General features: G+C 44.7%; 22 protein-coding genes, 1 tRNA gene and 1 other RNA gene. 10 read left to right on the top strand and 14 right to left on the bottom strand.

Going from position 1 to position 25,235, the window contains the following annotated elements; all coding sequences use genetic code 11:
- Positions 1-11 precede the first annotated feature (11 nt).
- Positions 12-737 carry an energy-coupling factor ABC transporter ATP-binding protein gene (locus HMPREF2686_RS01280; RefSeq protein ID WP_049485677.1) on the top strand — a complete coding sequence of 242 codons (726 nt, stop codon included), beginning with the start codon at positions 12-14 and terminating at the stop codon, positions 735-737.
- 54 nt (positions 738-791) lie between these two features.
- Here the strand turns inward: HMPREF2686_RS01280 and HMPREF2686_RS01275 are convergent, their stop codons facing one another.
- The 3 genes from HMPREF2686_RS01275 to HMPREF2686_RS01265 form a co-directional block, all read right to left on the bottom strand.
- The gene (locus HMPREF2686_RS01275) at positions 792-1,205 is read right to left on the bottom strand and encodes a YjdF family protein (protein ID WP_049485676.1); all 414 of its coding nucleotides are present in this window, start codon (positions 1,203-1,205) and stop codon (positions 792-794) included.
- A gap of 257 nt (positions 1,206-1,462) precedes the next feature.
- Complete coding sequence (leuS, locus tag HMPREF2686_RS01270; protein WP_070448931.1) at positions 1,463-3,964, bottom strand: leucine--tRNA ligase; 2,502 nt, start codon at positions 3,962-3,964, stop codon at positions 1,463-1,465.
- 123 nt (positions 3,965-4,087) lie between these two features.
- Positions 4,088-6,064 carry a peptide ABC transporter substrate-binding protein gene (locus tag HMPREF2686_RS01265; RefSeq protein ID WP_070448929.1) on the bottom strand — a complete coding sequence of 659 codons (1,977 nt, stop codon included), beginning with the start codon at positions 6,062-6,064 and terminating at the stop codon, positions 4,088-4,090.
- A 174-nt stretch (positions 6,065-6,238) separates the two neighbouring features.
- On the opposite strand from HMPREF2686_RS01265, the gene HMPREF2686_RS01260 reads away from it, so the two are divergent.
- Positions 6,239-7,552 carry a DUF1958 domain-containing protein gene (locus tag HMPREF2686_RS01260; protein WP_070448927.1) on the top strand — a complete coding sequence of 438 codons (1,314 nt, stop codon included), beginning with the start codon at positions 6,239-6,241 and terminating at the stop codon, positions 7,550-7,552.
- 316 nt (positions 7,553-7,868) lie between these two features.
- On the opposite strand, the gene HMPREF2686_RS01255 is transcribed toward HMPREF2686_RS01260, so the two are convergent.
- Both HMPREF2686_RS01255 and HMPREF2686_RS01250 read right to left on the bottom strand, forming a co-directional pair.
- Complete coding sequence (locus tag HMPREF2686_RS01255; RefSeq protein ID WP_070448925.1) at positions 7,869-8,960, bottom strand: glycerol dehydrogenase; 1,092 nt, start codon at positions 8,958-8,960, stop codon at positions 7,869-7,871.
- Between the two features lie 503 nt (positions 8,961-9,463).
- Positions 9,464-11,359 carry a M13 family metallopeptidase gene (locus tag HMPREF2686_RS01250; protein WP_070448923.1) on the bottom strand — a complete coding sequence of 632 codons (1,896 nt, stop codon included), beginning with the start codon at positions 11,357-11,359 and terminating at the stop codon, positions 9,464-9,466.
- Positions 11,360-11,551: 192 nt separating this feature from the next.
- Here HMPREF2686_RS01250 and HMPREF2686_RS01245 point away from each other — a divergent pair, with 192 nt between their 5' ends.
- The 4 genes from HMPREF2686_RS01245 (at position 11,552) to tpx (ending at position 14,627) form a co-directional block, all read left to right on the top strand.
- Positions 11,552-12,274: a metal ABC transporter ATP-binding protein gene (locus HMPREF2686_RS01245; protein ID WP_003004103.1), complete on the top strand. Its 723-nt coding sequence runs from the start codon at positions 11,552-11,554 to the stop codon at positions 12,272-12,274.
- The gene (locus HMPREF2686_RS01240; RefSeq protein WP_003004302.1) at positions 12,271-13,113 is read left to right on the top strand and encodes a metal ABC transporter permease; all 843 of its coding nucleotides are present in this window, start codon (positions 12,271-12,273) and stop codon (positions 13,111-13,113) included. The genes HMPREF2686_RS01245 and HMPREF2686_RS01240 overlap by 4 nt, the downstream gene beginning before the upstream one ends.
- 11 nt (positions 13,114-13,124) lie before the next feature.
- The gene (fimA, locus tag HMPREF2686_RS01235) at positions 13,125-14,054 is read left to right on the top strand and encodes a metal ABC transporter substrate-binding lipoprotein/fibrin-binding adhesin FimA (protein WP_070448922.1); all 930 of its coding nucleotides are present in this window, start codon (positions 13,125-13,127) and stop codon (positions 14,052-14,054) included.
- 78 nt (positions 14,055-14,132) lie between these two features.
- Positions 14,133-14,627, top strand: a complete 495-nt coding sequence (tpx, locus tag HMPREF2686_RS01230; protein WP_049491046.1) for a thiol peroxidase — start codon at positions 14,133-14,135, stop codon at positions 14,625-14,627.
- Between the two features lie 34 nt (positions 14,628-14,661).
- Here tpx and HMPREF2686_RS01225 read toward each other — a convergent pair whose 3' ends face one another.
- Positions 14,662-15,687 carry a DUF3114 domain-containing protein gene (locus HMPREF2686_RS01225; RefSeq protein WP_070448920.1) on the bottom strand — a complete coding sequence of 342 codons (1,026 nt, stop codon included), beginning with the start codon at positions 15,685-15,687 and terminating at the stop codon, positions 14,662-14,664.
- A 124-nt stretch (positions 15,688-15,811) separates the two neighbouring features.
- On the opposite strand from HMPREF2686_RS01225, the gene HMPREF2686_RS01220 reads away from it, so the two are divergent.
- On the top strand, positions 15,812-16,465 hold the full coding sequence (locus HMPREF2686_RS01220) for a metal-dependent transcriptional regulator (protein WP_070448918.1): 654 nt from the start codon (positions 15,812-15,814) through the stop codon (positions 16,463-16,465).
- Between the two features lie 21 nt (positions 16,466-16,486).
- On the opposite strand, the gene dtd is transcribed toward HMPREF2686_RS01220, so the two are convergent.
- From dtd to HMPREF2686_RS01180, 8 genes are all read right to left on the bottom strand, one after another.
- Positions 16,487-16,930 carry a D-aminoacyl-tRNA deacylase gene (dtd, locus tag HMPREF2686_RS01215; protein WP_003004672.1) on the bottom strand — a complete coding sequence of 148 codons (444 nt, stop codon included), beginning with the start codon at positions 16,928-16,930 and terminating at the stop codon, positions 16,487-16,489.
- Between the two features lie 205 nt (positions 16,931-17,135).
- Positions 17,136-19,355: a RelA/SpoT family protein gene (locus HMPREF2686_RS01210; protein WP_049506398.1), complete on the bottom strand. Its 2,220-nt coding sequence runs from the start codon at positions 19,353-19,355 to the stop codon at positions 17,136-17,138.
- A gap of 162 nt (positions 19,356-19,517) precedes the next feature.
- Positions 19,518-20,261 (bottom strand): 16S rRNA (uracil(1498)-N(3))-methyltransferase, encoded by a 744-nt coding sequence (locus HMPREF2686_RS01205; RefSeq protein ID WP_070448916.1) that lies wholly within the window; start codon positions 20,259-20,261, stop codon positions 19,518-19,520.
- 1 nt (position 20,262) lies between these two features.
- Positions 20,263-21,213: a 50S ribosomal protein L11 methyltransferase gene (gene prmA / locus HMPREF2686_RS01200; RefSeq protein WP_125826758.1), complete on the bottom strand. Its 951-nt coding sequence runs from the start codon at positions 21,211-21,213 to the stop codon at positions 20,263-20,265.
- A 137-nt stretch (positions 21,214-21,350) separates the two neighbouring features.
- Positions 21,351-21,824 carry a GNAT family N-acetyltransferase gene (locus HMPREF2686_RS01195; protein ID WP_049473930.1) on the bottom strand — a complete coding sequence of 158 codons (474 nt, stop codon included), beginning with the start codon at positions 21,822-21,824 and terminating at the stop codon, positions 21,351-21,353.
- Positions 21,821-22,255 carry an NUDIX hydrolase gene (locus HMPREF2686_RS01190; protein WP_049473931.1) on the bottom strand — a complete coding sequence of 145 codons (435 nt, stop codon included), beginning with the start codon at positions 22,253-22,255 and terminating at the stop codon, positions 21,821-21,823. Before HMPREF2686_RS01190 ends, HMPREF2686_RS01195 begins: the two co-directional genes overlap by 4 nt.
- Before the next feature lie 49 nt (positions 22,256-22,304).
- The gene (locus HMPREF2686_RS01185) at positions 22,305-22,847 is read right to left on the bottom strand and encodes a hypothetical protein (protein WP_049473932.1); all 543 of its coding nucleotides are present in this window, start codon (positions 22,845-22,847) and stop codon (positions 22,305-22,307) included.
- A gap of 55 nt (positions 22,848-22,902) precedes the next feature.
- A complete protein-coding gene (locus tag HMPREF2686_RS01180) occupies positions 22,903-23,373 on the bottom strand; it encodes a DUF3013 family protein (RefSeq protein WP_049473933.1) in 471 nt (156 codons plus the stop codon).
- 114 nt (positions 23,374-23,487) lie between these two features.
- On the opposite strand from HMPREF2686_RS01180, the gene HMPREF2686_RS01175 reads away from it, so the two are divergent.
- From HMPREF2686_RS01175 to HMPREF2686_RS01165, 3 genes are all read left to right on the top strand, one after another.
- Complete coding sequence (locus tag HMPREF2686_RS01175) at positions 23,488-24,759, top strand: replication-associated recombination protein A (RefSeq protein WP_037608262.1); 1,272 nt, start codon at positions 23,488-23,490, stop codon at positions 24,757-24,759.
- A gap of 66 nt (positions 24,760-24,825) precedes the next feature.
- Positions 24,826-25,018: non-coding RNA, 6S RNA (gene ssrS, locus HMPREF2686_RS01170), on the top strand.
- A gap of 5 nt (positions 25,019-25,023) precedes the next feature.
- Positions 25,024-25,096 (top strand) — tRNA-Lys (locus HMPREF2686_RS01165).
- Positions 25,097-25,235 lie beyond the last annotated feature (139 nt).

The following is a 25,235-nucleotide window of genomic DNA, read 5'->3' as shown; positions in this document are numbered from 1 at the left end:
AAGGATAGCCTATGATTACCATTCAAGATGGAAATTACCACTACACAGATGATATTGGAATCCACGATATCCAACTACAGATCAAGCAAGGAGAAACGATCGCTTTGATGGGACCAAATGGAGCAGGAAAATCCACACTTTTCAAAATTCTGGTGGGACTTTTACCCCTGTCTTCTGGTCACTACCACTTTAAGGATTGGACGATAGATGACACTTTCTTAAAAGATCCCCATCGTGCTGGTCAGCTATTTCAACAGGTGGGACTCATTTTTCAAAATAGCGATACGCAACTCTTCAACACAAGTGTCTATGATGAACTCGCTTTTGGCCCACGTCAACTCGGCTTAGCTGCAGTTGAAATCGACCAACGCGTCAATGACACACTCGCTCTTTTAGAGATTGAACACCTGAGAGATCGCATTCCCTATCATCTTTCCGGAGGGGAGAAGAAGCTAGTCGCTATCGCCAGTGTCCTCACTATGAATCCTAGTCTCTTGCTATTTGATGAGCCCTTTAACGGCCTCTCCCCCAAATACCAAAAACTGATCGCCGTCTTACTTCAAGATCTCAAGACAGCAGGAAAAACAATTGTGATTTCTTCCCACCATTTCGACCAAATCGCTCCGATTGTGGAACGGGTTCTGCTCTTTTCAGAGGAACACACCATTACAGGAAGCTACGATCGAGCTGATTGGGAACATCATCCAGATATTCAACAATCGTTTTCGACATGTTAAAAAGCCTCGGTAGGTTTCTTCCTACCGAAGCTTTTTTGATGAAAGAGATAAGGGTTAATGTCCTTTATGCTTGTCTCTTCGTTTTTGCTGTTTGCGTTCGAATTTCTCTTGTTTGAGCAATTGCTTTTGGACACTAGATTGATGTTTTGAAATCTTTTTCCTTTCCTCATACTGCAACTGCAATAGTTCTTTCGACTTGGAAGAAATTTTCTTCTTTACTTGTTTCTTCACAGCTCGCTGTAATCGTTTAGGATTCTTGATTTTTACAGGTTGCTTAACTGTAGCTTCTGGACTAAAAGATAAATGAGTAAACTGAGTCTGTAACATCTCTAGAATTTCATCATCTTTTGGCTCCTGACCAAATGTCACACGACAAACTTGATAAGTTTCTCGATACACTTGTTCGAACAAACCATGCCAAAATCCATCTTCAAAATAAACTGTCAATCCAATTGAAATTGTTTCCACGACAGCACCTCCTTAAATCTATCCCTAAGAATGGACAACCGGAGGAAGGTTACTGATAGGCTTGCCTACGTCTGGACTACCAACCAGAACTGTGTTTTTATCTTAGTTGGAACTATTATAGCATATAGCAATACAAAAATCCTCCAGAGCTGAACTCTGAAGGACTTTTAAATTTATTTCGTTACGATATTTACAAGCTTGGTTGGCTCAAACAGTTTGGGAAACTGTTTGAGGTTGGAAATCAGCAAATAAATTGGTTATTTTACAACAATATTAACCAATTTATTTGGTACCGCAATCACTTTCACGATTTCTTTGCCATCAATCTCTGCCTTGACTTTTTCGTCAGCCAGAGCGACTTCTTGCAATTCTTCGCGTGACAGGTCTTTTGCGACCATGAGTTTAGCACGGACTTTTCCTTTGATTTGAACGACAATTTCAATTTCGTCTTCAACCAATTTGCTTTCGTCCCATGTTGGCCAAGCTACATAAGAGATAGACTCACCTGTTTCTACCACAGTTTGCCAGAGTTCTTCTGCCAAGTGAGGCGCAAATGGGGCAATCAATTGGATAAAGCCTTTGGCATAGTCCACATAGAGTTTGTCTTCCTTGTTAGCCGCATTGACAAAGACCATGAGCTGAGCAATGGCTGTGTTGAATTTCATCGACTCGATTTGCTCAGTGACAGCCTTAACAGTTTCGTTATAGACCTTGTCTAGAGCGCCATTGTTTTCCGCAACGATTTCTTTACTTGTGATCAAACGGTAAACACGGTCTAGGAATTTACGGCTTCCTTCCAATCCTTCTTCTGACCAAGCGATAGAAGCATCAAGTGGTCCCATGAACATTTCATAGACACGAAGGGTATCTGCACCGTATTGTTCCACCACATCGTCTGGGTTCACCACGTTCTTGAGGGATTTCGACATCTTAGCTGGTGCTTGCTCCAATTCTTCTCCTGTTTCCACATGGAAGAAGGAACCATCACGTTTTTCAACCTTGTCAGTCGCCACAAGAGCACCACGGTGGTCACGGTAGCTGGTTCCCAAGATCATTCCTTGGTTAAAGAGTTTTTGGAATGGCTCTTTAGTCGGTACAACACCAAGGTCATAGAGGAATTTATGCCAGAAACGAGCGTAAAGCAAGTGAAGTACGGCATGTTCTGCACCACCCACATAGATATCCACTGGCAACCATTGTTTGAGGAGGTCCTCATCAGCCAATTTTTCTGTGTTATGTGGATCGATATAGCGGAGGTAGTACCAGCTTGAACCTGCCCATTGTGGCATCGTATTGGTCTCACGACGACCTTTGACGCCATCTTCACGAGTCACTTCCAGCCAGTCTGTCAAGTTAGCTAGTGGGCTTTCCCCAGTACCTGAAGGGCGGATATCCTTGGTGACTGGCAAGACAAGTGGGAGGTCACTTTCTGGAACGGCTGTTGAAGTGCCATCTTCCCAATGAATGATTGGGATTGGTTCACCCCAGTAACGTTGACGGCTAAAGAGCCAGTCGCGAAGGCGGTAAGTCACCTTCTCTTGGCCACAACCTTTTTCTTCTAACCAAGCCACAATCTTAGCAATTGCTTCTTCTTTGTTAAGACCGTTCAAGAAGTCTGAGTTGACGTGAAGGCCATCTTCTGTGTAAGCAGCTTCTGCTACATTTCCACCTTCCAACACTTCTACGATTGGAAGGCCAAACTGTTTAGCAAATTCCCAGTCACGTTCATCGTGGGCAGGTACGGCCATGACGGCACCTGTTCCGTAACTAGCAAGAACGTAGTCGGCAATCCAGATTGGGATTTCTTTACCATTGACAGGGTTGATGGCATAAGCACCAGTCCAAACCCCTGTCTTTTCCTTGGCAAGGTCTGTACGAGCCAAGTCTGATTTAAGGCTAGCTTGGTGTTTGTAGTCCGCCACAGCCTCAGCTTGTTCAGGACTTGTGATAGCATCTACCAAGTCATGCTCAGGAGCCAAAACAGTGAAGGTCGCACCAAAAAGGGTGTCAGGGCGAGTGGTAAAGACGGTGAATTCCTTGTCTGTTCCTTTCACTTTGAAGGTGACATTGGCACCAGTTGATTTCCCAATCCAGTTGCGTTGCATGTCCTTGATAGACTCTGGCCAATCAAGGTCGTCCAAGTCATTGAGCAAACGTTCCGCATAGGCAGTGATTTTAAGCATCCATTGGCGCATTGGTTTGCGGACAACTGGATAGCCCCCACGCTCAGAGGTTCCATCTGGAAGAACTTCTTCGTTGGCGATAGCTGTTCCTAGTTCCTCAACCCAGTTTACTGGCACTTCAGCTTCATAAGCCAAGCCTTTTTCGTAAAGCCTGGTGAAAATCCATTGCGTCCACTTGTAGTAGTTCGGATCTGTCGTATTGACTTCACGGTCCCAGTCGTAAGAGAAGCCAAGCGCATTGATTTGACGTTTAAAGTTGGCAATGTTTTCTGCTGTGAATTCCGCTGGGTCATTCCCTGTATCCATAGCGTATTGCTCTGCAGGCAAACCAAAGGCATCCCAGCCCATTGGGTGAAGGACATTGTAGCCTTGGGCACGTTTGAAACGGCTAAGGATATCAGTCGCTGTGTAGCCTTCTGGGTGCCCTACGTGAAGACCCGCTCCAGATGGGTAAGGGAACATGTCCAATGCATAAAACTTAGGTTTTGAAGCATCTGTTCCTGTCTTAAAGGTGTGATGGTCAGCCCAGTATTTTTGCCACTTAGGCTCGATTTCTTTATGATTGTAAAAACTCATAGCGTCTCTCCAATTTTCGTGATGCTCCTATTATACCATTTTTAGGCGATTTTTAAAGGTTCAGACAAAGAAAAAGACAGGTCCCATACGGGACCTGTCTCTCCTGTTTTCTTCAAGAAAAGTCTATTTCACATGCTTTTCAAGTTCTTCTTGCGCTTTTTTATTGGATTTTTCTTTTTCTTTCTTCCATTGATCACGCGCTTTGTCGTAGTCTTTAGCCGATACGACCTTGTCTTGAACTTCTAAATATTTATAGTTGAAGGATTGACCCTTGTGGCCTGTCCAAGCAAAGGCTGCAGAGTATGGTACAGTCTTACGAACGACTGGAGAAGCTCCATCTGAATGGATCGGAATCAAGAGGGCACTATCGGTCAACCAAGCTTGAGCGGCAGCATATTTTTCGTAACGCTTGTTCACATCTTTGGTTTCATTGTGCGCATCTTCGATCAATTGATCATATTCATCAAAACCAGCTGCTTTTGCGGCTGCATTATCCGTACCAGCATCGAATCCAAAGTAAGAATTGGCGTTTTCGCCGGATTTACCACTAGTGATGTCGATGTAAGAAGATGGGTCCGTATAGTCTGGTCCCCAACCCAAGTTATTGTTCAAATCCCAGTCTTGTTGCGAAGCACTTTCAGCAAAGTAGGTAACCCGTTGCAGATCATCTTCAGAAATCATATTCAAATCGATGACAATATTTTCTGCTCCTAGTGTAGATTCAACTGACTGTTTAAAGGATTGAGCTTGTTTGATCCCTTCCGTATAAGTCGAAGAAGTTGGAAGGTCTAAATGAATTGGGAATTCAACTCCTTGAGCTTGCAAATCTGCCTTGGCTTTGGCAAACTCTTCTTTGGCCTTGGTTGGATTGTAGAGGGTGTCTTTTCCATCTGCGACAGAGACCCCTTTCCATTCATCCCCATAAGCTTCCAAGTCTTTTTCTACTGCATCACCAAATTGTTTGCCATCGATTTGGACAAAGTTTGGTGGCGTAAAGGTATTACGGATAACCTTATTGGCACCCGCTTCCCCGTTAGTTTGCGCTACATAAGCCTTGCGGTTGAAGGCAAACATAATGGCTTGACGGAAGTCCTTATTTAAGATTGCTTTCTTAGTTGAAGTCTTTTGAGCATCCGTGGTCTTCTTTGTGATTTCATAGGCCTGACGGTCAATGTTGAAGGAAAGGTTGTAGGTAGAGGAACCTTGGTCAGTATAGACAATGTCGTCCTTATGCTTCTTCTCTACACTCTTATAGTTGGAACCATTTGGGAAGACACGGGCAACTGTATAGTCGCCGTTATCAAACCCACGAATCAAGGATTCTGAGTCTTGTCCATCATAATAGGTCAGCTTCACTTTACTGATCTTAACATTATCCGCATCCCAGTATGTTGGGTTCTTTTCCAATATCGCAGAAGATTTAGAAGTGATAGATTTGATCAAATAAGGACCGCAGTATAGGATACTAGATGGAGAAGTTCCTTGACCATAGTCATCTCCTTTAGATTTCAGGAACTCTTCGTTAACCGGCATCAAGATCCCCATCGTAGTCTTAGAATTCCAGAAGCTTTCTGGCTGGCTCAAGGTATATTGAACCGTGTAATCGTCAATCGCTTTCACACCAACGGTTGAGAAATCAGATGTTTTCCCTGAAACATAGTCATCCAAGCCTTTGACAGATTTTTGGACCAAGTAAATCGCTTGTGATTTCTTGTCTGCTGCGTGCTTGAGACCTGTGACAAAGTCTTTGGCCTTGACTTCTCCGTATTCTTCCCCTTCAGAAGTCATCCATTTGACCCCTTTACGGAGTTTATAAGTATAGGTCAAGCCATCCTTGGAAACAGTCCAGTCTTTAGCAAGCGATGGGATCAAGTTCCCGTACTTGTCCACTTCCAACAAGCCATCTATCGCATTTCCTGTAAACTCGGAAGTCGATTTTTTATTAGAAATCGAATAGTCGAGAGTATCCGGATCCTGGGTATAGACATAGCTAAAAGTCTGATCGCCGGAACTTCCAGATTTTCCTCCTGAGCAGGCTGCCAGTACACCAGCTGATAAAAGCAGAGCGCTGGTAGCTAAGAGTACCTTCCCTTTGTTCATATAAATCACCTCATTGTAAAAAATGTTATACTCAATTTAAATTATAGCACTTTCTAGGGAAATGTAAACGCTTTTACTGCGAAATTATTCTATTTTTTCTTTATTTTTTCAATTTCTACTTTTTCTAAAATTTTTTCAAGTTGAATCCCTGGCCTGTATGATATAATTGAATCTATGAATTATTGGAGACATTTACACAAACGACTAAAACACAGCCTCTTGTCCCTCCTTGTAGGAGTCTTGGCATTAGGCCCTATTTCCACTGCTTTTGCGGACGACATCTACCAGCAAGAAGATGTCATGAAAATCGCAGCCGACGCTGGACTGGTATTGGACGATTTTTACAAGCCCAAGGCTGACATCGTCATCGACGCCAATACTGGAGCTATATTGTACGGAGACAATATCGACACGGTCCGGGACTCAGGAAGCATGGCCAAGCTCATGAGTGCCTATGTGGTCTTTCGGGCTCTTAAAGAAGGCAAGATCAAGTACGATACCGTAGTCACAGCAACAGAGGCAGACCAAGCCATCTCAGAAAACAATCTGTTAAGTAACTCACCTATTGTAGCTGGTGTAGACTACAAAGTATCTGAATTGATCAAGATGCTCTTTGTTCCATCTTCCAGTGCGGCCGTGATTATGCTCGCCAACGCCGTCACTGACAATGATCCCGATAAGTTTTTGGACTTAATGAATCAGTACGCGCAAGAAATGGGGATGAGCCATACCAAATGGCACAATCCAAATGGGGCGATGATCTCGGTCCTTCAGGGCTACTACAATCCTCAGCGCTACGATGTCAATGCCAATAACGAAATCACAGCGCGGGACATGTCTATTCTGGCTTATCACATCGTAAACGACCTGCCAGAAATGTTGGAATACACCAAGCAAGCTCACACTACGATCATGGAAGGAACCCCCTACGAGCAAAGCTACGATAACTACAATACTTCCCTCGAAGGTGGAAAATTCGCCCTTAAAGGAACAGATGGACTCAAAACTGGATCCAGCCCGACTGCTGACTACAACTACACCGCGACAACCAAGCGGGGTAAACAGCGGATTATCGAAGTCATTTTGGGGGTTGGAAACTACGATGTCGAGATCGCCGAAAGTTACCGCAATCAAATCGGGAATACCTTGGCTGAGAAAATGTTCGCAGACTACCAGTATAAAAAAATCCTTTCTGCAGGCGATCATACCATCGACGGGCAGACCATTCACTTGAAGCAAGACTTCTATGCGACCGTTAAGAAGGGGACGAAGCCAGCGCTAAAACTGGAAGACAACCGCCTAGTCGTTCAGAACGGCTTGCAACAGGTATCTCCAAGCATTAAACCGGGAGTGGCTGTAAGTGAGTCTAAAACAACGACCTCTAGCAGTAAAAGCAAGGGACTCGATGTCATGTGGCTCTTCTGCTTCCTGCCTGCCGGAATTTTATACCTGATCTTTAAACAAACCGATCCAAAAAGAAGAAAATAGGAAAAGAACTCCCATTACCATAAGGTATGGGAGTTCTTGGTTTGTCGACAAAGCCGTCTTAGAAACTTTCCTTAGGTGAGTACGGACGTCAGCGAACTTCGAAGAAGTTCCATGACTTAGTTTTGGACCTAAGGTTCCAAAACTCCCGAGTGCTAGAAACAATAGTGTTTCTAGCACTTTTCTCACGGCGGAAAGTTCCTAAGCATTTTTTAATGAGCCTTAAAAAGTATCTAATTTTAATTTTTTAGGCATCCATTAGTTTGTTTGATGTAAAAAATCAGTTTGTCTACATTATCTGTGAATGACAGATATTGATTTAGTCTAAACCTTGAACGTAGGCATCTACTGCTACGATGGCTTGGGCAATATCAGAAGCCTTCACTTCAAATGGCATTTGATGGATGGTTTCTCCTTCGATGGTGGCTTGTTGACCAACTTTGAGAAGATCTTCATAACTTGCAGTTTCAAGATGCATTTCTTTCAGAGTTGTTGGCATACCGATTTGTTGATAGAAACGAATGTATTTATTCAATTCTTCCTTCGGACGGTTTTCCAAGAACAATTGAACGAGCGTTCCGTAGGCTACTTTTTCACCGTGAGTTAAATGGTGGATGTCCCCAGTAAGGGCTGTAAAGCCATTATGGATGGCATGGGCAGCAGCTAATCCCCCACTTTCAAATCCAATACCACTGAGAAGGGTATTAGCTTCAATAATGTTTTCAAGAGCAGGTGTTACAACTTTGGCTTCACAAGCAGCCATGGCTTGAAGACCGTCTGCAAATAAGGTTTCTTCACAACGTTGTGCAATGGCGACACCCGCTAAAGTTTGTCGTTGACCCAACATGGTTTTTCCATTCGCTTGCATCACTGCACGCGCTTCTACCCAAGTTGCTAGGCCATCTGCGATACCAGAAGCGAGCAAGCGTTTTGGTGCTTGAGAGATCACTTTGCTATCCACCAAGACCAATTCTGGGTTCTTAGAATAGAAGATATAGCGCTCAAAGGCACCCTCATCCGTATAGATAACCGACAAGGCGGAAATGGGAGCATCTGTAGAGGCGATGGTCGGAGCAATCACAACTGGTGATTTTAGAAGATCAGCAATAGCTTTTGCACTATCGATGGTCTTTCCTCCACCAAGTCCAATGACCAAATCACAGCCATTTTCTTCTGCCAGACTAACCACACGATTGATTTCGTTGTCAGAAGCTTCTCCATTGAAGAAGACTGGCAAAACCGTGAGCCCATTTTGACCAAGGTATTCTTCAAAACGCTTCCCTACGATATCATAGACCACTGAATCACATAGCAAAACAGGGTGATTCCCTAATTCTGAAATAGATTGCGCATTTTCAAATAAGGCATTCTCACCTTGAATGTAACGTGACGGACTTGCAAAATTTCTCATAGTCTGCTCCTTTAAAATTTATTTAGTTCACACCTATAGTAGCATTTATTTCTATGAAATTCAAAGAATTATACAAGGCTCCACTCAATTAAATTTATCTGTTCACGCAGTCATTGGAAGCGCTTCGTTTTTATTTGATGAATCTTATTATCAAAAATCCCCAAAGCTAGTTTCAGTAGGTTGAAACTTGACTTTGGGGATTTTTATTTTTTTACAAGTATTGAGAAAATCAATCAATGGCTTAACTGAAGTCGAGACTACTTCCTTTGATCAACAAAACTACTATCACGAAATTGAACTCGCCCTAAAAGCGTCGAGAAAAAGAGAGATTGCCTGGTGGGCATGGCCCACATGGTCAAGAAAATCAATCAATTGCTTAACTGAAGTCGAGACTACTTCCTTTGGAAAAAAGATAAATCAATTGGCATTCAGGGAATGCGGCATTGATTTCCTATTTTTCTGCAGGAAGTTTCGGTAAACCGAATCGTCTCTCCTATCTTAGTTTACCAAATAATCACACGATCCTCTGGTGCGCGCCACATGCCGTCGCCTTCTTTGACATCAAAGGTTTCAAAGAATTCGTCAAAGTTTGGTAATTGGACATTGGTGCGAAGTTTTCCTGGTGCATGGACATCGACACTTGCGAGGAGTTGCATGTACTCTGTCCGAGCTTTCATGCGCCAGATGCGAGCAAAGTTGGTGAAGAATTCTTCTGCTGAGAAATCTTCCTCTTTCTTAGCGGCTTCAAGGGCTGCAGCGATACCACCGAGGTCTGCTACGTTTTCAGAAACGGTCAATTTCCCGTTGATCTTGGCACCGTAAGAGTCTTGTCCTTCAAACTGATCGATGACTTTTTGAGTCCGAGCGGTAAAGGCTTCGTAATCTTCTGGCTTCCACCAGTCTTTCAAGCTACCGTGCTCATCAAAGGAAGCACCATTGGTGTCAAAGGCGTGGGAGATTTCATGGGCAATGACTGCACCGATTCCGCCGTAGTTGGCTGATGATGATTGGTGAAGGTCATAGAAAGGTGCTTGTAAAATCGCTGCTGGGAAGACGATTTGGTTTTGTTGCGGATCATAGTAGGCATTGACCAGGTGGGCTGGCATGTGCCATTCGCTTCGATCAACCGGTTGGTTCCACTTGCTCCAAGTATGGGCAATGGAAATTTCGTAAAGGGCTTGAGCATTTTCAACCAAGGTCTTGCTTTCGTCGATGATCTTTTTGGCGTATGTTTCTGGTAATTTTTCAGGGTAGCCGATATGTGGTGTGATGACATTGAGTTTGACAATGGCTTTTTCACGAGTTTCAGGAGCGAGCCAGTCTGCTTTTTCTAAGCGCTCCTTATAGACGTCAATCATGGTCGCTACTTTATGCTCTACGTCTGCTTTTGCTTCTGGTGAGAATTTTTCGCCCGCATACCAGAGTCCAAGTGCTTGGCTATAAGGTCCTTCTGCCAAGGCCAGAGCGGCTTTTTCTTTCGGACGTGCTTCTGGAATCCCCGTGATCATCCGTCCATATTCACCAGACAAGACACGGATTTCTTCCGTCAAGAAAGACGTCCAATCTAAAGCTGCACCAAGTTTCAATTTAGCATGAAGGGTTTCCCAGTTGGCTGCTGAGTAGAATGTTGGTGCGAATTCCTTCCAGAACCGCTCTTCTGGCACGATGATAGTATCTGGCGTTTGTCCGATCACTTCTGTAAAGAAAGTATCGAGTGGCAATTCTGGAACCAAGGCCTTGAAATCTGCCCATTCATAAGGATGGTAGAGTTTGTTGTACTCTGATTTTTCTTCGTTTGACAAGACATATTTGGCCAATTCTGCATCAGCCGCAATGACCTTATCTAGGATATCTTTGATTTCTTCCTCTGAGAAATCGAATTTTGCCAAGAGTTTTTCAACCATTTGACGCCAAACAGCTAATAACTCTGGTCCTTTTTCATTGTCTTCTTCATAGTAGGTTGTATCAGGCAAAATCAAACCGAGTGCTTCTCCCCACAAGACATTCATTTGGGCATTCATAAAGTCTGGTGACACGCTAAATGGCAAGAGATTTGGTTTGCCAGCTAGCTCATAGGTGCCCAACTTGCTGGTATAGTCTTCAAAGGAAGATAAGGCCTTGATTTCGTTGATCAAGGGCATAGCTGGAGCCACACCAGCTGCTTCCCGTGCATCAAAATCTGCCACCATTTTGTGGTATTTGACAAAGTTTTGCAGAATGCTATCTTCAGGCAATTCTTCTCCTCTTTGCCATTTTCCAGTAATATCCAACATCAAGTTTTCGATATCTTGGATCAAGTCCATAAAACCACCGGTTGACGGTTTGTCATCTGGAATCACAGCTGTCTCAGCCCATGCCCCATTGACGTAATCATAAAAATCATCTTGTAAACGTACCATGATCTTCTCGCTTTCATTCTTTTGTAATAACCTTATCAAAAATAGGAACTTTTTTCAATGATTTCAAGAGAATTAAGTTGAATTATTTTAAAAATTAACTTGACTTAACTTTTTATTCATGTATAATTATTTTAAAAATTAACTTGACTTAATTTTTTTATTCATGTATATTAATAGTAAAGGAGCAAAATCATGATTCAAATTGAACATCTCAGTGTTGCTTACCAGCAAACACTGGCCTTGGAGGATCTTTCCCTCACCATCCAGGGTCCAACCATCCTAGGAATTCTTGGACCCAATGGAGCAGGAAAATCAACCCTGATCAAGGCCATGCTAGGACTTCTCCCTCATTCGGGAAAAGTCCAGCTCGATCAAAAAGATCTCAGCCAAGTTCTTCAACGGGTGGCCTACGTCGAACAGAAATCCGCTATTGATTTCCACTTCCCCATCACGGTGAGAGAGTGTATCTCACTGGGTCTTTATCCCCACCTTTCTATCTTCAAGCGAAAAAGCAAAGAGGATCTCCAAAAAGTGGAAAATGCCTTGAAACTTGTCAATCTTCTTGATCTAGCGGATCGCCAGATTGGCCAACTTTCAGGAGGGCAATTCCAACGGGTCCTGATCGCCCGCTGCTTGGTCCAAGAAGCAGATGTCATCTTTTTGGATGAGCCCTTTGTAGGGATTGACTCCGTTAGCGAAGACATCATTATGCAGACACTAAAAACCTTGAAAAAAGAAGGCAAGACCATCCTGATCGTCCATCACGACCTCAGCAAGGTCCCAGCTTACTTTGACCAAGTCCTCCTCCTTCATCGTAAACTGATTGCATTTGGGAAAACAGAGGAAACCTTTACCAAAGAAAATCTGCATGCAGCCTATGGGCATGAACTCTTTATAGGAGGTGGCGTCGGATGATTACAGAATTTATCGATGGATTACAGCAATTCCACTTCTTACAGAATGCCCTGATCACAGCCATCGCCATCGGGATTGTCGCTGGAGCCGTTGGATGCTTCATTATTTTAAGAGGCATGTCTCTCATGGGAGACGCTATCTCACACGCAGTTCTTCCTGGTGTGGCTCTCTCCTTTATCCTGGGCATCAATTTCTTTATTGGCGCTATTGTCTTTGGCCTCCTGGCGTCCGTCCTTATCACCTATATCAAGAGCAACTCCATCATCAAGAGCGACACTGCAATTGGGATTACCTTTTCTTCTTTCCTCGCCTTAGGAGTCATCCTGATTGGAGTCGCTAAAAGTTCCACCGACCTTTTCCACATCCTCTTTGGGAATATCTTGGCCGTCCAAGACCGGGATATGTGGATAACCATCGGTGTTGGTGCTGCGGTCTTGCTGGTGATTGTCCTACTCTTTCGACCCTTACTGCTCACATCTTTTGATCCTGTTCTGGCTCAATCCATGGGCGTCCGGGTCAAGGTCTATCACTACCTCCTTATGGTGCTCTTGACCTTGGTTTCTGTCACTGCTATGCAGAGTGTCGGAACCATTCTCATCGTCGCCATGCTCATTACACCCGCTGCGACGGCCTATCTCTATACCAATAGTCTCTGGTCCATGATGCTCCTTTCATCCGGATTAGGTGCTCTTGCATCCATCCTGGGACTCTTTATTGGCTATAGTTTGAACATCGCCGTCGGGTCTTGTATTGTCCTCACTTCTGCTGTCTTCTTTCTCATCAGCTTCTTTATCGCTCCTAAGCAGAGAAAGAATAAGCACGCTCTTTCATCTCATTAAAGGAGAAACACATGAAAAAAACCGCTTCTATCCTCGCCCTCTTTGTGGCGCTCTTATTTGGTCTGTTGGCCTGTAGCAAAGGCTCTTCTTCTGGAGCTTCTGGTAAATTGAAAGTGGTCACCACCAACTCCATCCTTGCAGATATCACCAAAAATATAGCTGGGGATAAGATCGAGCTGCACAGTATCGTTCCTGTCGGCAAAGATCCTCACGAGTACGAACCGCTTCCAGAAGATGTCAAAAAGACTTCGCAAGCAGACCTCATCTTCTACAACGGGATCAACCTCGAAACCGGTGGCAATGCTTGGTTTACTAAATTGGTCAAAAATGCCAATAAAGTTGAAAACAAAGACTATTTCGCAGCTAGCGACGGAGTCGACGTCATCTACTTGGAAGGCCAAAACCAAGCTGGAAAAGAAGACCCTCACGCTTGGCTCAATCTCGAAAACGGGATCCTCTACGCTAAAAACATTGCCAAACAATTGATCGCAAAAGATCCCAAAAATAAGGACTTCTACGAAAAAAATCTAGCAGCCTATACTGAAAAACTTAGTAAGCTCGACCAAGAAGCCAAACAAAAATTCAACAATATCCCAGAAGAGAAGAAGATGATTGTAACCAGTGAAGGCTGCTTCAAGTACTTCTCCAAAGCCTACGGCGTCCCATCTGCCTATATCTGGGAAATCAATACGGAAGAAGAAGGGACACCTGACCAAATCAAAACGCTGGTAGAAAAGCTCCGGCAAACCAAAGTACCGGCCCTCTTTGTCGAATCCAGTGTCGATGAGCGTCCTATGAAAACTGTGTCTAAGGATACCAATATCCCGATCTATGCAAAGATCTTCACTGACTCGATTGCCAAAGAAGGAGAAAAGGGCGATAGCTACTACAGCATGATGAAGTGGAACTTAGACAAGATCGCAGAAGGATTGAGTCAGTAGACCATTCAGATTTCTAAACAAATCAGTGGTCCCTCCACCGGTATTGCGGTACAATAAAAACAAAAAAGGAGTCTTTTTATGGCAACATTTTTAGGAAACCCTGTGACCTTTACCGGATCTCAACTTCAAGTAGGGGAAATGGCCCATGATTTTTCATTGATCACTCCAGCTCTTGAGAAGAAATCTTTAGCTGATTTCGCTGGCAAGAAAAAAGTCCTCAGCATCATCCCATCTATTGACACTGGTATCTGTTCCACTCAAACACGTCACTTCAATCAAACCTTATCGGATATGGAAGACACTGTCGTCTTGACGGTCTCTGTCGACCTTCCTTTTGCTCAAGGTAAATGGTGCGCTGCTGAAGGGCTCGACAATGCCATCATGCTCTCAGACTACTACGACCATTCCTTCGGGAAAGCATACGGCCTCTTGATCAATGAATGGCACCTACTTGCGCGTGCTGTCTTGGTCTTAGATGCGGATAACAAGGTTACTTACGTTGAATACCTAGAAAATATCAACAGCGAACCAAATTACGACGCTGCAATCGAAGCCGTCAATGCGCTTGGATAAATGAAAAAAGAGGTCTGCGACCTCTTTTCCATTGCTATAAAATCCGATGAAGTCCATTCTGTAGGAGGACGCGCCAGCGTAAGCGAGGGATGCCTCTGAGGAAACTCCGCACGCGCTGTGCCACTTGTTGCTTGTAGCTCTTGCCTCCTTGTGCAAAGACCCCTTTTCGACTCCAGTAGCCTTCGACACTGCGATCATTTTTAGGGGCTAGATAGCGAACACCTTGCTGATAGAGGACATGCTTGCGAAAGGCTGGATCCCAAGCTTTGACGGGGTCAATATCTAAGTCCTTATGGGTCCGTCCCCTAGCCAGCCCGTAGTTAAAACTGGCACCATTGACAATGCCATTTTCAGAAACTTCTACTGGATCGACTTCATTGAGGAAATGCCCAGCTTGATCGAGAATATACTCCGCATGAAAATTTAACAAGACCTTGAAATTGACTTGTTGGGAGGCCCCTGATGGATAATGAAGGTGACCATCTGGCCTTAGGGAGACCTTGTTGTGAAGACGAGCAGCCGCATAAGCATCCACCGTGACAGCTCTAGCCTCCTGTAGGTAAGCTTGTAAGGCCTCTTCGTCAGTCTGTCCAGCTCTCGCATTATGCGTCCGAATCCATTGTGCCTGGTAACTTGAAAGTAGGTAACGCAACTGGTGAACCTGGCGTTTCAAAAGCTGATCTCCCGACTGATCCGCCAAGAGATCCCTTTCAAAGGCGACCTGCACGACGCGTGAAAAAGCCGTCCAAAAGTCGGAACCTGGTGGACAATCTGGAGCCATTCTACTCAGAAGAAAGGCTGTTTCTTCACAAGTTCCAGACAGGTCACTTGGCATTAGGAGAATTTTCATGACGCCCCTCAGCAAGTCTTGGGCAGCAGTCTCCGTTAGATCCTTGATCTCTTGAAACCACATGTTTTGAAACAGAGGACTGGCAAAGAAAAAGACAGACTGGTATTGTTCTTGGTAGGCTTGTGGATCTTTGTATCCCTGCAAGTGCTTCTCTAGATAGGCTAAACTATTTTCTCTCCAGCCTAGTCTCGCTAATTCCCGTCTGTTCATGATGCCATCCTTTCTATGCTTCTATACTACCATCTTTTGGAGCTTGAGACAATTCTCATTACTCCACTAGCGTTTTTGAGGATTTTTTTGATATACTAGAAGTGAGCGAAGAAAAGAGGAAAGCATGACACCAAACAAAGAAGATTACCTCAAGTGCATTTATGAAATTGGCACAGAAGTAGAAAAAATCAGTAATAAGGAAATCGCCAGTCGCATGCAGGTCTCTCCGCCTGCTGTGACCGAGATGATTAAGCGCATGGTCTCTGAGGGCCTCTTGGTAAAAGATAAGAACCATGGTTATCTACTAACAGATCTGGGGTCGCAATTGGTCTCTGATCTCTACCGCAAGCACCGCTTGATCGAAGTATTTCTGCTGGAAAAACTTGGCTACACAACTGAAGAAGTCCATGAAGAGGCAGAAGTTCTCGAGCATACTGTTTCTGAACATTTCATTGACCAGCTGGATCACATGCTTGGAACTCCTAAGACCTGCCCTCACGGTGGGACAATTCCAAAGAAAGGCGAAAGGCTTGTCGAAGCCTACCAAGACCGTCTCAGTGAAGCGACCCAACCTGGTCTGTATATTCTGCAAAGGGTCCATGACACCTATGAATTGTTAAAATTCTTAGACCAGATCCATCTCCAGATTGGGGATACTATCGCGTTTCAACGATATGATGACTACACAGGCCTCTATCACTTAGTCATCCATGGACAAGAATTTTCTATCAACCAAGTGATCGCCCAACAACTCTATATTGAAAAACATGCAGTCTAATCCGACTGCATGTTTTCTTACTTATGGATTTTTTGTATCTAACAAAATCGTCACTGGACCATCATTGATCAATTCAATCGCCATATCGGCCCCAAAGATCCCTCGTTTGACAGGGACTTCTTTTTCTAATTGATCATTAAAGGCATCATATAACTGACTGGCCATATCTGGCTTGGCAGCCCCTGTAAAAGCAGGACGGTTGCCTTTTTTGGTATCCGCAAAGAGGGTAAATTGAGAGATCGACAAGATTTCCCCTTGGACATCTTTGACCGAAAGATTCATCTTATCTTCCTCATCTGAGAAAATACGCATCTGCGATACCTTGCGAACCGCATAATCCAAATCCTTCTGGTCATCCTCAGGCCCCACTCCCACTAGGAGCAACAAGCCTTGCTGGATCGCATTGTAGACTTGACCATCAATGGAAACCGAGGCACTCTTGACCCGTTGAATCACTAATTTCATTTTATTATCCTATTTATAAATCTATTGAGCATTCACTGCTGACCTTGAAAGAACATCAACCTCAGACAAGGCAGTGAGACGCAGGCATACTATCTGAAAAGTAAAGGCTGTTCAGTTGCTTTTAGGGCGAGACAGCGAGACGAAGACAGTACTGAAGTACGGCAAGGCGAGCTAACGAAGCAATAAAAGATAACTGAGCAGCCGACTAGCCATTGGTACGCTTAACAGAGTACACCTCCGGCACACTCTTAATCTTATCCACAACCGTTGTCAACATAGACAGGTTTGGAATTCCAAAGGAAATGTGGATATTGGCAAATTTCATGTCTTTGGTTGGTTGGGCATTGACGGTTGAGACCATCTTAGCTGTATTGGAGAGGACTTGTAGTACATCGTTCAGAAGTCCGGCACGGTTGAGTCCGTAAATATCGATGTGAGCGATGTAGTCCTTGGTCGTGTTGTTATCTTCCCATTCCACATCAATCAAACGTTGCTCGTAGTTGTCTTGAGCTCGGAGATTCATACAGTCCTGACGGTGAATCGCAACACCGCGTCCTTTGGTGATGTAGCCAACGATTTCATCGCCTGGAACTGGGTTACAGCACTTAGCAATCCGAATCAAGAGGCCAGAAGCTCCTTGGATAACCACGCCACCTTCGTGACGGACCTTGAGGGTGTCTTTTTTATTTTCAACCTTGACCTCGCCACCTTTGACTAGCTCTTCTGCTTCTGCGCGTGCCTTAGCCCGCTCTTCTTCTCGGCGTTCATCCTCCGTCAAGCGGTTAAAGATGGTAATAGCCCCAATCTCTCCAAAACCAATCGCCGCAAACAAGGCTTCTTCTGTCTTATAGCTTGATTTTTGTAGCACTTTGTCCATGTGCTTTTTGTCCATGAACTTATTGGCTACCAAGTCATGCTCGTGGAATTGGGCCATCAAGAGGTCACGGCCACGGTTAATAGACAATTCCTTGTCTTGATTTTTAAAGAATTGACGGATCTTGTTGCGTGCCTTGCTAGTTTTAACAAGGGTCAACCAGTCACGACTCGGACCAAAGGAATTGGCATTGGTGATAATCTCCACCTGATCTCCCGTCCGAAGTTTGGTATTGAGGGGCACCATCCGGCCATTGACCTTAGCACCAATCGCTTTTTCCCCAACTTTGGTGTGGATTTCATAGGCAAAATCGATCGGTCCGGAATCTTTGGGAAGCGAGCGCACAGTTCCATCTGGAGTGAAGACGTAAATCTCTTCTGCCAGGATGTCTTCTTTTACATTTTCCACGAATTCCTTGGCATCGCCTGACTGGTCTTGGAGTTCCATCATCTCCTTGATCCAGTTCATCCCAATAGCAGATTCCTTACTGTTGACTTGACCTTTGATGCCTTTTTTGTAAGCCCAGTGAGCCGCAACCCCGTATTCGGCAACCTCGTGCATCTCCTTGGTTCGGATCTGGAATTCAATCGGTCCTTTAGGGCCATATACAGTCGTATGGATGGACTGGTAGCCATTGGCCTTCCGGTTGGCAATATAGTCCTTAAAACGCCCCGGCATTGGCTTCCAGAGCTCATGGATGTATCCCAGCATGGCATAGACATCGCTTGGAGTATCCAGGATACAGCGAATGGCAATCAAGTCGTAAATTTCATCAAAGCGTTTCTTTTTATCCTGCATCTTGCGATAGATCGAGTAGATATGCTTTGGTCGACCGTAGATTTTCCCATGTAAGTGGCGTTCCCCAGCATAGGTCTCAATCTTGTGGACAACCTCTTCGACCAACTCTTCTCGCTCGCGACGTTTTTCCTTCATCATATGAGAAATCTTGTAGAATTCTGTCTCATTCAAATAACGGAAAGACAAATCCTCAAGCTCCCACTTGACACTGGAAATCCCGAGACGATGGGCTAGTGGCGCATAGATCTCCATAGTTTCACGAGAAATGCGTTCTTGCTTATCCTTGCGCAAATGCTTGAGGGTGCGCATATTATGCAAGCGGTCAGCCAATTTAACCAAAATCACACGGATATCTTGAGACATGGCCATAAGCATCTTGCGGTGGTTTTCCGCCAACTGCTCTTCGTGGGACTTGTACTTGACCTTCCCGAGCTTGGTCACCCCATCGACAATCACGCGCACATCATGACCAAATTCGCGCTCTAAATCATCTAAAGTCGCATCCGTATCTTCCACGACATCATGCAAAAAGCCACAGGCGACCGTCACAGCATCCAGTTTCAGCTTGGCAAGGATTCCTGCCACTTGAATTGGGTGGATGATATAAGGCTCGCCAGACTGACGGAATTGCCCATTATGGCAATCAACCGCATAGACCAAAGCCTTTTGCACAAAAGCAACATCTTCAGGTGATAAATATTTTTTTGTAAGGGCAACGACTTGGTCCCCTGTTAAATTCTCTTCTTTCGGCATGTATTTTCTCCAGTTTCTTGGATACTATTTTAACACTTTTAGAAGCAGATGGGAACCAATGAAGCTACTTTAATATACGGATACTTCTCGAAGATCATTCTGGGATCCACCTTGCTTTCATCATTCTTGTAAAAAAACTAACGAAGCGATTCCTTCACTTCGTTAGTTCATTAATTCTGTGACAACACTCACGGCGCTGAGGGCGTAGAGTGGCGCTGTTTCTGCTCGCAGGATGCGAGGACCAAGTCCTGCAAGAATGGCTCCTTTAACTGTAAAACTTTCAATTTCTGCAGGGGAGAGGCCTCCCTCTGGCCCAAAGATAAAGAGCAATTTGCTTCCAGCTTCCAATCCGGTCAGATACTGAAGTAAAGCTGCTGCCTCTCCTTCTTTAGCCGACTCTTCATAAGCCACCACGATCCGATCAAACTGTTCTAACTGAGCCAGAAAGTCTGCCTTTTTCTCAAAAAGGGTAATGCTTGGGACCAAATTCCGCTTGCTTTGCTCGGCTGCTCCAAGGGCAATTTTTTCTAGTTTTTCGACCTTTTTACCCAACTTCTTGCCGTCCCACTTGGCAACGGACCAGTCTGCAGGAAAGGCCCAGATTTGGCTAGCACCCAGTTCTGTTACTTTCTGAGTGATGAACTCCAGCTTGTCTCCCTTGGGAAAGCCTGATGCGATGGTCACTTGGACTGGCAGTTCCACATTGTCAGCTAATTCCTCAACCAGCTCCAACTGACGGGCTTCTACATTGACCACGCGCGCCAAGCGCTTGATCCCATCATCAAAGACTAAAGTCACCTCATCATCTTCTTTTAAGCGCATGACCTGAAACATGTGCTTGCTGGTTTCCTTGTCCTCAATGGCGACAGGTGAGCTAGCCAAACCTTTTACAAAATACTGCTGCATGCTAGCCTCCAATCACACCGGAGACATCCTTGGTCTTCTTGAAGACGCAGGCATTCCATTCCCCTTGGATCATGTGGGTTTCAAGGAAGAATCCTGCTGACTCAGCCGACTCGCGCACCATGTCCCACTTGTCCTTGATAATGCCACTCATGATGAGATAACCTTCATCCTTGACCAAGCGATAAGCATCATCTGTCAGATGGATAAGGATATCCGCCAGGATGTTGGCCACGATGACATCTGCCTCAATCTCCACGCCTTTCAGCAAATCGCCTGGGGCTACATGGATGTTTTCCATGCCTGGGTTGAGTTCAATATTTTCCTGAGCGACGCGAACCGCTACGTCATCCAAGTCATAGGCAAAGATTTCCTTGGCACCAAGAAGGGAGCTAGCAATGGAAAGGACACCTGAACCAGTTCCTACATCTAGCACCGTTTCGCCACCACGGAGAACCTGCTCTAAGGCAAAGAGGCTCATCTTGGTTGTCGGGTGGGTTCCTGTTCCGAAGGCCATACCAGGATCCAGCTTGATAATCTTTTCTCCCGCTGTCACCTCATAGTCCGTCCATGACGGCACGATGGTCAAGTCATGAGTGATACGAGCTGGTTCATAGTATTTCTTCCAGTTGTCTGCCCAGTCTTCCTCAGCCAAGGCAGTCGTACCCATCTTGACCTCACCCAGATCCATAAAGTCGGTCAATTCTGCCAAGCGAGCCTGCAAATCCGCTTCAACCGCTGCTACATCAACCGTTTCCGGGTAGTAGGCCGTCACCACGATTTCTTCTTGCTGCTCGACCTCAGGAAAAATCTCCCCGAAACGGTCGACATTCCCCACATAGTCCATGCTGTCTTCGATTGCGACCCCTTGGGCACCTAACTCGATCAAGAGGTTGGAGACCAGCTCCTCCCCTTCACGCTTCACTGTAACTTTTAACTCTTGCCATGTTTCCATCATTAAGATACCAAGCCCGTAAAACACAAAGCCAAAATAGGAAACTCTCTGAAGACACTTGTGTCTATGAGAATTTTATCTTTTTGGTATAGTGTTTAGGGCGGGTTCAGTTTAGAAATTTAACCGAACCGTCCTTTCTATTTCTCTATCAATTTTTTCATGTAGACCATATCCATGCCTTCTTTTTCAGGCTCGATATGGGTTTGATGGTAGCCATTCTTCTCGTAGAAGGCGACCATGCCTGCATCTTGTAACACCGTACACAAATCCCATTGTGTGATGGTTGGAAATTCTTTTTCCAGCAAGCTCAAACCTTTAGATCCATACCCTTTTCCCTGATACGGAGGCAGAATCGCTGCGGTCCCCAACCAAGCTTCCGTTAACTCTTCATTGGTATGAATTCGTAAAAAACCAATCTTCTCTTCGTCTTCTTTCACAAAGTAGTAATAGCTATTGGGCCGCTCAACTAATTTCCATTTGATTCGCTCGCGATCTTCTAGATAGGGATCATATTCATCTTGGTATTTGTCATAGACTGCTTTAAAACTGGCTCTTTGAATGGCAATAATGGTTTCTAAATCCTCTGCTCCTGCTCGTTCAAGTCTTATCATAAACTTCCCTCCAAATAATCCCTCAATCTACCCTGTAGCTGAGGAACTGCCTGTTTAGACTTCAAAAACTCCTCAATAGGCATCAGTTTATAGGCCTGTCCTTCATCCCCAAAGGTAATATTGTCAAATTGTTCTTGCCTTAGCTGACCAACCATAAAGACCGATTGCTTGTCTTTAAAGATTACGCTAGGATAAATCTTGCTCCAAAGCAGACAGTCTTCATCTAAATGAATTCCCAGTTCCTCATAAACTTCACGCGCTGCGCACTCGAAAGGACTTTCGTTTCCTTCACGACCACCACCTGGCAACTCCCACATGTTGGGACAAGGGATATCATCCTTGTCATCACGTAAGATAGTCAAGACCTTATCCCCACAAATCAAGGCAATCTTGCAACCTTGGAAATCCATTCTGCTATCCAATAATTCCATGATATTTACTCTTTTCTATGATAACAATTACTCTCTAGGAAAATACGAGCTAGCTTTCTTCGATTACTTTTTGGCACTCTGCATCCCAGTATGCTTGCCATCTGCCATGTTTTTTCGCAAAATAAACCGTAAACTCATCGTTTACATAATCTGCAACATAGCGAAGATTTGGCGGGTTTTCCTCACCGCTTAATATCCAAGGATGGAAGTAAAAGGTTTTCTCCCACCTCTTCTGAGTATAGCCGAGATCCTTGGCATACTGAGGGATGGGTTGTTGCATCTCACTTTCCAAATGGGACTGAATAGCATTGTCAATACTATTTAAACGAGCTAATAGTTGCTTAAACTGGTCTTCCTCTTCCGTATTAAAACCAACTAGAAATTCAAATTCCGCAAAGTCTTCAGGAAATTCAAGTTCTGTGACTGTACCATCTTCTGCATAGCGCCCCTCCTCATCGACAAGGCGACGAGTTCCAGACTTCAATATTCGCTCGAAATCTAGATCCGCAAAGCGATTGCGGGGAAGAATATCAACTGACGGCTCAGTTTTAGCTGACCTTCTCCTGAAAAACTGTTTGACTTTTTCTAGCATAGTCTCCCCCTTCTCCTTGAATTCATTATTTAAAAATGTCCACTTAGAATCTTTTCTAATACCTCGGGTAAGGGTAAAAAGTACTTTCTTCTAGGCCAACCTTGCCTTCTTCAAAAACTTCTTGGTTCCAGACGATCTCAAAGCTCTCTGCCTCTTCGTCTGCTAAAAAATCCATGAGCTCATCCAAGGCCAACTCAGCTGTATCCCGAAGGAAAGTCGCAAAATAGGCTAGAAATTCACGAGACAATCCTTTTTTAGGCTCATAAGGAATCGCTGTTAAATAGGCATCTTCTTCCACATGAGACTTGGCTGGATTGTAGAAAATGACGGCTTCTTCAAAGAAGATATCCTCGTCAGATTCTTCGCCAGCTTCATCAACCAGTGCAACCCCTCCCGTATTCTGTGCTTCCAAGAGAAAAGCCACTTCTACCGCATGGTTTTTTTTATCCCAATTGATCTCAAAATCAAAAGGAAAAACCTTGTCCATCTCCTCTTCTAAAATATCCAAAAATCCGTATTTAGACATAGCGTCCTCTTTCTAATTTCCCACTCTTAGAGCGGAATATGATACAATAGTTACTACAATCTTACCATAAAAACCGTCTCTTTGAAAGGAGACAAAGCTAGAAAGGAGAAGGAAATGCCCGACAATCTCGCACTCCGTATGCGACCACGAACGATCGATCAAGTCATCGGTCAACAGCACCTGGTTGGAGAAGGCAAAATCATTCGTCGCATGGTCGAGGCCAATCGTCTGTCCTCTATGATTCTCTATGGACCTCCGGGGATCGGAAAGACCAGTATTGCTTCTGCGATCGCAGGAACGACCAAGTATGCTTTTCGGACCTTTAATGCAACAGTTGACAGTAAAAAACGCCTACAAGAAATCGCAGAGGAGGCCAAATTTTCTGGTGGCTTGGTCCTGCTCTTGGACGAGATCCATCGCCTCGATAAAACTAAACAAGATTTTCTCCTGCCTTTGCTCGAAAGTGGTCTGGTCATCATGATCGGTGCAACGACTGAAAATCCCTTTTTCTCTGTCACACCCGCTATTCGTAGCCGCGTACAAATCTTTGAGCTGGAACCGTTGACGACGGAGGAGGTCAAGCAAGCTCTAAAAACGGCGCTGGACGATCCCGACCGTGGCTTTGATTTTCCAGTCGTGCTCGATGAGGACGCTTTGGATTTCATCGCTACCTCAACCAATGGAGATCTTCGCTCTGCCTTTAATTCTCTCGATCTGGCGGTGCTGTCGACCTCTGAAAATGCAGAAGGAATTCGCCATATTACGCTAGAGATCATGGAAAACAGTCTCCAGCGCAGCTACATCACCATGGACAAAGATGGAGACGGCCACTACGACGTGCTCTCTGCTCTGCAAAAATCTATCCGTGGTTCGGATGTCGATGCTAGTCTCCACTATGCAGCTCGTTTGATCGAAGCCGGAGATCTACCCAGCCTAGCTCGTCGCTTGACTGTCATCGCTTATGAGGATATCGGTCTGGCCAATCCAGATGCGCAGATTCATACCGTGACAGCGTTACAAGCAGCTGAGCGCATCGGCTTTCCTGAGGCCCGCATTCTCATCGCCAACATCGTCATCGATCTAGCCCTTTCGCCGAAATCCAACTCAGCCTACGTTGCCATGGACAAGGCGCTGGCTGATCTTAGAAGTTCTGGCAACCTTCCTATTCCTCGCCACCTCCGCGATGGTCATTATGCTGGAAGCAAGGAACTGGGAAATGCGCAAAACTATAAATACCCTCACAACTACCCTGGCAACTGGGTCAATCAGGACTACTTGCCAGACAAGCTCAAACACGCTTCCTACTTTATTCCCAATGAAAATGGCAAGTACGAGCGTGCTCTCGGAGCCACCAAGGAGAAGATTGATCAATTTAAGAAAAAGTGACATCGGTTTCAAAAAATTGAGATTTTTCCTTGAAATATTTTCAAAATGTGGTATCATATACATATAGAAACGCTGTGGTGTACGACTTCACACTTAAGTGTTGACCGACTATTTTTTGTATTATTAGGGAAACAAAAGACTTCTGGCAGTATGCAGGCCGTTTCACGCGGAAGCAGCTAAGTCAGAGCGAGTTGCCCACCTGCTTAATTGCGCGGGTTCAATACAAATCGTGAAGTATCGGCACCAATACAGCTTTTTATATTTGCCTCCTTAGCTCAGTTGGTAGAGCAGTAGACTCTTAATCTATGGGTCACAGGTTCGAGCCCTGTAGGGGGCATCTACATACAACAGGAAAAAGCCTTGATTTATAAGGCTTTTTTGCTTGTCTATAACTGATTTGCCCCATCATTTGCCCCACATTTTTTTATGAGCAATCTTTCCAGACATCTCTGATTACGAAAAACAAAAAAGCTATC

This window comes from Streptococcus sp. HMSC057G03 (assembly GCF_001808745.1).
Lineage (GTDB): Bacteria > Bacillota > Bacilli > Lactobacillales > Streptococcaceae > Streptococcus > Streptococcus parasanguinis_Z.
The sequence above is the reverse complement of the archived record's forward strand: the minus strand, read 5'-3'. Positions and strand labels throughout refer to the sequence as shown.